Genomic DNA, 7,934 nt, shown 5'->3' with positions numbered 1-7,934 from the left:
CCAAAAGCGGGAGCCGCCCAGAGGGGCGGCTCCCGCTTTTTCTCAATCTTGTTCGTCTGGCGATCCGGTCTTGGAAACCGGGGTGGTTCCGGTCGGCGGTGTTCCGTTGACCTTGTTGACCACGTGGCTCAGCTCATCGGAGAACAGGGTTTCCTTGGCAGCGTGCTTGGTCCGGTAGCCGGAACGGCCAATCATGTGGGCCGAAACCGGTGCGGTCAATAGCTGCATTCCCCAGGCCAGCACGAGTACCGGGACCACAGCCCAGCTGCGCAGGTAAATGGCCAGTCCAGCGAAAATCAGCAGGAAGCCGAGTACCTGCGGTTTGGTCGCTGCATGCATGCGGGTGAGCATGTCCGGGAAGGTCAGCAAGCCGATACCTGCGATCAATGACATCAGGCAGCCAAGGATCAGCAGGACGGCAACGAGGACATCGAGGAAGATTTCCATTAGGCGTTCCTCTGATCCGAAACGAAGCGCGAGACGGTCACCGAACCGATGAACCCGAGCATGCAGGCGGCCACGACGAACAGCAAGTAGTCGGTGTGCTTGTGCAGCACCATTTCCAGGCACAGCGCGGCGGAGATGATCAGCAGCATCACGTCCAGGGCCAGCACCCGGTCAAGGATTGACGGCCCCTTGGCAACACGGACCAGGCAGGCGACAGCACCGAGCCCGAGCATGATGCCGCAGATCCAAATGACGATATCCAGCATGTTACCCCTTCCTCGCATCAAAGTTCGGTCCGCATTCGCTCTTGATCGCTTCGTACTCGTCTCGGCTGCCGATAGCCATGATCAGCCGGCGTTCGATGTCCCGGATGCCGGAACGCGCCTTCTCCACGTCCGCAGGCGACTCGATGTCGATGTAGTGCAGGTACAGAGTCGACGAGCTGCGGTCCACGTCGATCACGAAGGAGCCCGGGATTAGCGTGAGCACGTGGCCCACGGTCATCACGATCAGGTCCGAGTCGGTGCGCAGCGGGACCGCAATGACCGCGCTGCGGGTGCGCTTCCCGCGGACCAGCGCCAGCCAGGCCACGTGGACGCTGGCCGCGAAGACCTGTCCGAGGAACCAGATGAACAGCTTCAGGCAGTACCAGGCATTGATCCGGCCCGAAAGGACCACCGGCGGCAGCGGGAACAGGTTCACGATCAGCAGCGCGATGATCACGCCGAAGATCATGTTCCCCAGGGAGAAGTCCTGCCAGAGAGCACCCCAGACGAAGAGCAGCAGCAGAAGCAGCGGCCATTCCTGCTTGAGTGTCGCGCGGTGGCGCACACCGGAGGTATCCAGCGCATCGTCAATGCGCTGGTCACGCGGTTCAAAGTTCTTGTTCGGCATCATCCCTCCAATCAGAATGGCAAGATCGAGCTGATATACGGTTCGCGGGCGATCAGTTCCGCAGCCACCCGCTGGCAGAAATCGAAGATCGGCCCGGCAAGGACGGTCAGGGCGATGCCCGCAAGCACCAGCGAACCGGTGGCGTAGCGCATGCCCCACGGCAAGGAGTCGGCTTCCAGCTGCTTGGCCAGTTTCAACCCCAAGCGGGGGTTCTGCGCGCCGCCGGCCAACGTCTCGTCGGCGACCTGCGTCGCTTCAGCCACCAGGTCCTGGTTGGGCACCTCGGCATCAGCAGCACGGCGCCAGAACACACGTGCCCACACGCGGATGATCGCCATCAAGGTCAGCAGGCTGGTCAGCAATCCGGCGCCGATCACGACCCAGGTCAGCGGATCGGCATCCTGCGCGGCCGCATGCAATAGCCCGAATTTGCCCAGGAATCCGGAGAACGGCGGGATGCCGCCCAGATTGATGGCCGGGATGAAGAAGAGCAGGGCCAATGCCGGGGAAAGCTTGGCCAGCGAGCCGAGCCGGGTGACATTCGAGCTGCCGGCACGGCGTTCGATCAGTCCCGCCACCATGAACAGCGAAGTCTGCACGATGATGTGGTGGCCCACGTAGTAGATGGTCGCGGCGATGGCCAGCGGCCCGCCCACGGCCACGCCGAAGATCAGGTAGCCGATGTGGCTGGTGAGCGTGAAGGAAAGCATGCGCTTGAAGTCCGTCTGCGCCAGCGCACCGAGGATACCGATGACCATGGTCAGCGCCGCCACCACCAGCAGTCCGGCGTTGACCGAGCCGCCCGGGAAGAGCAGGGTTTCGGTGCGGACAATCGCGTAGACGCCCACCTTGGTCAGCAACCCGGCGAACACCGCGGTGACCGGGGCCGGTGCGGTCGGGTAGGAGTCCGGCAGCCACAGGGACAGCGGGAAGACCGCGGCCTTGATGCCGAAAGCGATCAGCAGCAGCACATGCAAGATCAGCTGCGGGCCCTGGCCCAGCTCGGGCAGCTTCACCGCAAGGTCAGCCATGTTCACCGTGCCGGTGGCCGCATAGGTCATCGCGATGGCCATCAGGAAGATCACCGAGGAAACCACGGAAACCACCACATAGGTGGTACCGGCGCGGATGCGCTCGGCGGTACCGCCCAAGGTCAGCAGCACGTAGCTGGCGGTGAGCAGGATTTCGAATCCGACGTACAGGTTGAAAAGGTCAGCGGCCAGGAAGGCGTTGGACACTCCGGCCAGCAGGATCAGGTACGCCGGGTGGAATATCGACACCGGTCCGGGCTCGTCCCCGTCGGCCAGGCCCTGGCTGGTGGCGAAGAGCAGCACGGCCAGCGAGACGACGGTGGAGACCAGCAGCATGAAGGCGCTGAACCCGTCGACCATCAGGGCGATGCCGAAGGGCGACTCCCAGCCGCCAATATGGATGGCATAGCTTTCCCCGCCCCATACGGCCGCGAGCATGCCCGCTTCGAGCACCAGTGTGATGCAGAGGATGCCGATGGTGATCAGGCGCTGCAGGCGGACCTGGCGGCGGACCAGGAACGCTGCCCCGGCGCCGAAGATCGGCAGCACCACGGCCAAGGGGGCTAGATCCAGGAAATTCACTCTTCCCCCTCGCGCACTGGGCGTCCTTCTTCATCAACGAATTCGGTCGTATCCTCGGCCACTGGCGAGTCTTCTTCCTCGTCGTAGGCGGTCTTCTGCGACACCTTGATATCTTCGGTGTCATCGGTGAGCTCATCAGCGCTGGTCAAGGTCCAGGACCGGTAGATCATCGCCAGCAGGAAGGCGGTCACCGCGAAGGTGATCACAATGGCGGTGAGGATCAGCGCCTGCGGCAGCGGGTCCGAGTACGAGTCGGCCGCCGCATCCGGCTTGAACAACGGCGCCGCGCCCTTGCGCCCGCCGCTGGTGAGGATCAGCAGGTTGATGCCGTTGCCCAGCAGCATGATGCCCAGCAGCACCCGGGTCAGGGTGCGTTCGAGCACCAGGTAGAAACCGGCTGCCAGCAGCACACCGGTGACTACGAGGAAAGTGATATTCACGCTCATCGGCCAACTCCAGTCCGGGAGGCCTGGATCTCGTCGTGGCGCTCCACCGGGCTGCGGCCCTCGGAGAGCGAATCAATCTCACTGCCCAATGAACGCAGCACGTCCTGCACGAGGCCAAGGACCACCAGATACACTCCAATGTCGAAAATCGTTGAGGAAACGAACTTGTGCTCGCCGAAGAACCAGAATTCCAGGGCATAGGTGGTGAAGATGCCATCACCCAGCAGCAGCGGCACGATGCCCGCCAATCCGGCTAGCGCAATGCCGCCGCCGATCAGCATGCCCGGGGCGATGCGCATCGACTCGGAAAGTTCCACGCGGCCGCCGGCCAGGTAGCGGATGGTCAGCGCCAAGCCGGCGATCAGCCCGCCAGCGAAGCCGCCGCCCGGGGTATTGTGCCCGGTCAGCAGCGTGTACACCGACGTGATCAGCACCGTGTGGAAAATCAGCCGGGTGACCACTTCAAAGATGATCGAGCGGCGCTCGGCGACCAGGGTGCTGCCGGCCATCAGCCAGTCCTGGTTGGAGCTGGAGGCAAAGCGGCGGGCAATGCGCAGCCCGGTTTCCTTGGAGTCCTTGCTGCCCATGGCTTCGGAACCCGCGTCGATGCTGCCCGGTGCCACCTGGTGGGCCCGCACCCGGTTGCCGAAGCTGCGCCCGGCGAAGATCAGCGAAGCCACACCGGTGGCAGCCGCTGCCAGTACGGTGATCTCGCCGAAGGTATCCCACACGCGCAGGTCCACCAGGGCCACGTTGACGATGTTCTTGCCGTAGCCCTCGTAGTAGGCCAGATCCGGCCAAGCCAGGGAAATGCGGGCCTCGTTGCGGGCGGCCATCATCGCGATGGCAATGTAGACGACCATCACGGCCAAGGCGATCGACAGGATGGCCCGGCCCCACTTGATCCGGGTCAGGCCCACCCACAGTCGCTTGGGCAGGGCGCGCAAGGCGAGCACGAAGGAAACCAGCACGATGGTTTCCACCAGCAGCTGGGTCAGCGCCAGGTCCGGGGCGCCTTGCAGGGCGAAGATCGCGACCATGCCGTAGCCGGTCACCGAAACCATCAGCACCGCCATGAAACGCTTCGGCGCGGTAATGGAGACCACCGCACCGGCGATGATCACCGCACCGATCAGCAGCTGGGCCGGGTGGTCGGCGATGATCCAGTTCGTTGGCCACGGGGTGTAGACGGTCAGCGCGATGGCCAGCGGAATCACCAGCACCACGACCAGGATGACGCCCAGGTAGAAGGAGAGCGAACCACGCTGGGTGCGACCGGTGATCCAAATGGCCACCTTGTCCAGCACGTTCACCGACATGCGGTAGATTTCCTCGGCCGAGGTGACCATGCGGCGCAGCGGTGCGCCGGTGTCGGTGCGGTGACGCAGCCAGAAGAAGCACAGGCCCAGGCCCACCGATATGGCGCTCAGCCCCAGTGCCGCGTTGAAGCCGGCAAATGGCAGCAGGTGCATTTTGCCCGGTCCGCCCTGCGCGGCCGACCAGTGGATGGCCAGCGGCTCCACCAGCTGCGGGTACAGGCCCAGGAACAGCGTCGCCGCCGAAAGAACCAGCAAGGGCGCCAGGAAGATCAGTGTCGGGGCCTTGCACTGCAATGCAGGCAGCTTCTTTTTCTTCACGCCGAAAGCCCCGAAGAAGAAGCGCAGCGAGTAGGCCATGGTCAGCGCCGCACCCATCAGGATGCCGACGAGCGCGGCCATCCCCCACCCGGTTTCCAGGTGCAGGGCCGATTCGTAGACCGCTTCCTTGGCAACGAAGCCGAACAGCAGCGGCACGCCGGCCATGGACGCCGCGGCGATGCCGGTGGTCGTGGCCAGGATCGGCATGGCACGGCGCAAGCCGCTGAGCTTGCGGATATCGCGGGTACCGGTGTTGTGGTCGATGATGCCCACGCTCAGGAACAGCGTCGCCTTGAACAGTCCGTGGGCCAGCGTCATGGCCAGTGCGGCAAAAGCCGCTTCGGGTGTGCCGAAGCCGAAGACCGCGATGATGAAGCCCAGCTGCGAGACCGTGCCGAAGGCCAGGATCAGCTTCAGGTCGTATTGCTTGAGCGCCCGGTAACCGCCGATGAGCATGGTGAGAATACCGATGCCTACGGTCATGGGGACCCACAGGGTGGTCTCGGCGAAGCCCGGAGCCAGGCGGGCGATCAGGTAGACGCCAGCCTTGACCATGGCTGCCGCGTGCAGGTACGCGGACACCGGAGTCGGAGCGGCCATCGCACCGGGCAGCCAGAAGTGGAAAGGCACCAGGGCCGATTTGGAGATCGCCCCGACAATAATCAGCGCCACCGCAACATCGGTGAAAGCCCCCAAGGCCACCAGCTCATCGGCCGAAGCCATGATCTCCGAGAGCTGGTAGCTGCCGGCCGCCGCGCCGAGCATCAAGATGCCGGCGAGCATCACCAGTCCGCCAAGGGTCGTGATGATCAGGGCGTTCATGGCTGAACGGCGCGCGGTGATCAGGGCCTGGCTGAAACCGATGAGCAGGTAGGAAAGCACGCTGGTGATTTCCCAGAAGATGAACATGATGATGATGTCATCGGCCGTGACCAAGCCGGTCATGGCCCCGGCGAAAGCGACCATCTTCGCCGCGAAGCTGCCGATCTGCGGATCATCATTCTTGAAATAGCGGGCGCAATAGAACAGCACCAGCGCACCCACGCCGAGGATCAGCAGCAAGATTGTCGCGGCCAAAGAATCCATGCGGAAATTCAGGGCGATATTCAGCCCGGGAATCCATTCCATTTGAACCGATGGCGGCGCATTTGGCGCACCATTGGCCAGGGAATTATCGGCAGAAAGCACCGCCGGCATGCGGGTCAGCAACCAGATGAATCCCACTGCGGGCACGGCCGCCACAACGTAAAAACCGTTTCGTTTCAAGGCCCGGAATATTAATGGGCATAAAACAGCGGTGGCAAACAGCGCAGTGAGAATTATTAGCACGCTTTTCCTCTGTCGGCTGGTGGTGGGCAGAGTATCCAGAGCACTTCGAAAAGCGCCTGCATCTGTAATTTTATCAGCCGTGACCTGCCTGCAATCGCACGAATGTGCCCTTTAAGGAATATTCCCTGCGTTTTCCGCGACCAGCTGATTTTCCAAGCTAGCCGCTATTCTCCAAAAGGTCGTTCCTATTCATCGCCTGATTACCTGTTGCAGGTACGATGCCAGCATGGGAATCAATCAGGTCGAACCGTCGGCGATTCGTGAAAAGTGGCTTAATAAGTACACCTGGGCGTGGGCCAGCTGGGATTGGGGACAAGCCGCGATCAACGCTGTCATGATCACTTTCGTGTTCACCGTCTATCTCACCAGCGAGCTATTCGGCGACACCGACCATGCGTCGCTGGTCCTCTCGCAGGCACTGGCCATCGGCGGACTGGCCATCGCCCTGCTGGTGCCCGTCACCGGGCTTCGCGCCGATGTTGCCGGGCGGCGCAAGCTCTGGATCGTGGTCAACACCCTGGTTCTCGTCGCCATCTGCGCGGCCTGCTTCTTCGTCTACCCCGACCCTTCCTACCTCTGGTTCGGCGCGATCCTCGTCGCGGCCATGTCGGTCTTCGGCGAATTCGCCGGCGTGAACTACAACGCGGTGCTGAACCAGATTTCCACCAAGGCAACGGTCGGCAAGGTCTCCGGTTTCGGCTGGGGCATGGGCTACGTCGGCGGAATCCTCGCCCTCGCCCTGGTGCTCTTCCTGTTCGTGCAGCCAATCGTGGACTGGCCAGGTGCCAGCACCGAAGAATCGTTGAACTTGCGCTGGGTGGCAGTGTTCTCTGCCGTTTGGTGCTTGCTCTTCGCGCTGCCGCTGTTCTTCGTGATCCCCGAAGCGCCACCGAGCACCTCGAAGAAAATCCCGCTGATGCTTACCTACAAGGTGCTGTTCAACAACATCAGGGAACTGTGGCGCAGCGACCGCAACCTGCTCTTCTTCCTCTGCTCCTCCGCCGTCTTCCGCGACGGGCTAGCCGCCATCTTCACCTTCGGCGGCGTCATTGCCGCGGGCACCTTCGGTTTCGAATTGACCGAAGTGATCATCTTCGCGATCGTCGGCAACGTCGTTGCGGCCCTGGGCGCGGTGCTTGGCGGCCGCATCGATGACGTGGCGGGCCCGAAGGCGGTCATTGTCGGTTCGCTAGTCGGCCTGCTGGTTGCCGGCGCCGGAGTCTTCTTCTCCCCCGAAGCCGCGGGCTTCTGGATCTTCGGCCTGCTGCTGTGCTTGTTCGTCGGACCGGCACAGGCAGCTTCCCGTTCCTACCTCTCGCGCTTGATTCCCGAAGGACGCGAAGGAGAGCTCTTCGGGTTGTACGCGACCACCGGTCGCGCCGTGTCCTTCCTGGCACCGGCGCTGTTTGCCGGGGCCATCGCCTTCGCTACCCCGCTGGTGGCATCCGGCCAAGCCCAGCGTTACGGCATCCTGGGCATCCTGGTGGTCTTGGCGCTCGGCCTGCTCCTGCTCCTGCCAATCCGGTCGCCCAAGAAGGTCACCGCGTAGCTTCCAGCCCCAAACCGGG

At 63.1% G+C, this 7,934-nt stretch carries 7 protein-coding genes; 1 reads left to right on the top strand and 6 read right to left on the bottom strand.

Annotated elements, in window-relative coordinates; all coding sequences use genetic code 11:
* Window positions 1-42: 42 nt before the first annotated feature.
* From mnhG to ACNPN0_RS01875, 6 genes are read right to left on the bottom strand one after another with little or no spacing between them, the layout of a single operon-like run.
* Entirely contained in the window at window positions 43-447 is a 405-nt protein-coding gene (gene mnhG, locus ACNPN0_RS01900; protein WP_105657013.1) for a monovalent cation/H(+) antiporter subunit G, read from the bottom strand.
* Complete coding sequence (locus tag ACNPN0_RS01895) at window positions 447-713, bottom strand: monovalent cation/H+ antiporter complex subunit F (RefSeq protein ID WP_105657014.1); 267 nt, start codon at window positions 711-713, stop codon at window positions 447-449. Before ACNPN0_RS01895 ends, mnhG begins: the two co-directional genes overlap by 1 nt.
* Before the next feature lies 1 nt (window position 714).
* Window positions 715-1,344: a Na+/H+ antiporter subunit E gene (locus tag ACNPN0_RS01890; RefSeq protein ID WP_448937605.1), complete on the bottom strand. Its 630-nt coding sequence runs from the start codon at window positions 1,342-1,344 to the stop codon at window positions 715-717.
* A gap of 8 nt (window positions 1,345-1,352) precedes the next feature.
* Window positions 1,353-2,954, bottom strand: a complete 1,602-nt coding sequence (locus tag ACNPN0_RS01885; protein WP_448937604.1) for a Na+/H+ antiporter subunit D — start codon at window positions 2,952-2,954, stop codon at window positions 1,353-1,355.
* Window positions 2,951-3,400, bottom strand: a complete 450-nt coding sequence (locus ACNPN0_RS01880) for a Na(+)/H(+) antiporter subunit C (protein WP_105657017.1) — start codon at window positions 3,398-3,400, stop codon at window positions 2,951-2,953. The genes ACNPN0_RS01885 and ACNPN0_RS01880 overlap by 4 nt, the downstream gene beginning before the upstream one ends.
* On the bottom strand, window positions 3,397-6,366 hold the full coding sequence (locus ACNPN0_RS01875; RefSeq protein WP_448937603.1) for a Na+/H+ antiporter subunit A: 2,970 nt from the start codon (window positions 6,364-6,366) through the stop codon (window positions 3,397-3,399). Before ACNPN0_RS01875 ends, ACNPN0_RS01880 begins: the two co-directional genes overlap by 4 nt.
* Before the next feature lie 226 nt (window positions 6,367-6,592).
* On the opposite strand from ACNPN0_RS01875, the gene ACNPN0_RS01870 reads away from it, so the two are divergent.
* Window positions 6,593-7,915 (top strand): MFS transporter, encoded by a 1,323-nt coding sequence (locus ACNPN0_RS01870; RefSeq protein ID WP_448937602.1) that lies wholly within the window; start codon window positions 6,593-6,595, stop codon window positions 7,913-7,915.
* Window positions 7,916-7,934 lie beyond the last annotated feature (19 nt).

Source organism: Glutamicibacter sp. AGC84, assembly GCF_053543575.1.
Note: the sequence above shows the minus strand (reverse complement) of the source record. Positions and strands in the feature narration are given on the sequence as shown.

What these genes read in the sequence shown, in the direction of transcription:
- mnhG (WP_105657013.1), bottom strand. Translation starts at nt 447, where the DNA reads ATGGAAATCTTCCTCGATGTCCTCGTTGCCGTCCTGCTGATCCTTGGC.
- ACNPN0_RS01895 (WP_105657014.1), bottom strand. Translation starts at nt 713, where the DNA reads ATGCTGGATATCGTCATTTGGATCTGCGGCATCATGCTCGGGCTCGGT.
- ACNPN0_RS01890 (WP_448937605.1), bottom strand. Translation starts at nt 1,344, where the DNA reads ATGATGCCGAACAAGAACTTTGAACCGCGTGACCAGCGCATTGACGAT.
- ACNPN0_RS01880 (WP_105657017.1), bottom strand. Translation starts at nt 3,400, where the DNA reads ATGAGCGTGAATATCACTTTCCTCGTAGTCACCGGTGTGCTGCTGGCA.
- ACNPN0_RS01870 (WP_448937602.1), top strand. Translation starts at nt 6,593, where the DNA reads ATGGGAATCAATCAGGTCGAACCGTCGGCGATTCGTGAAAAGTGGCTT.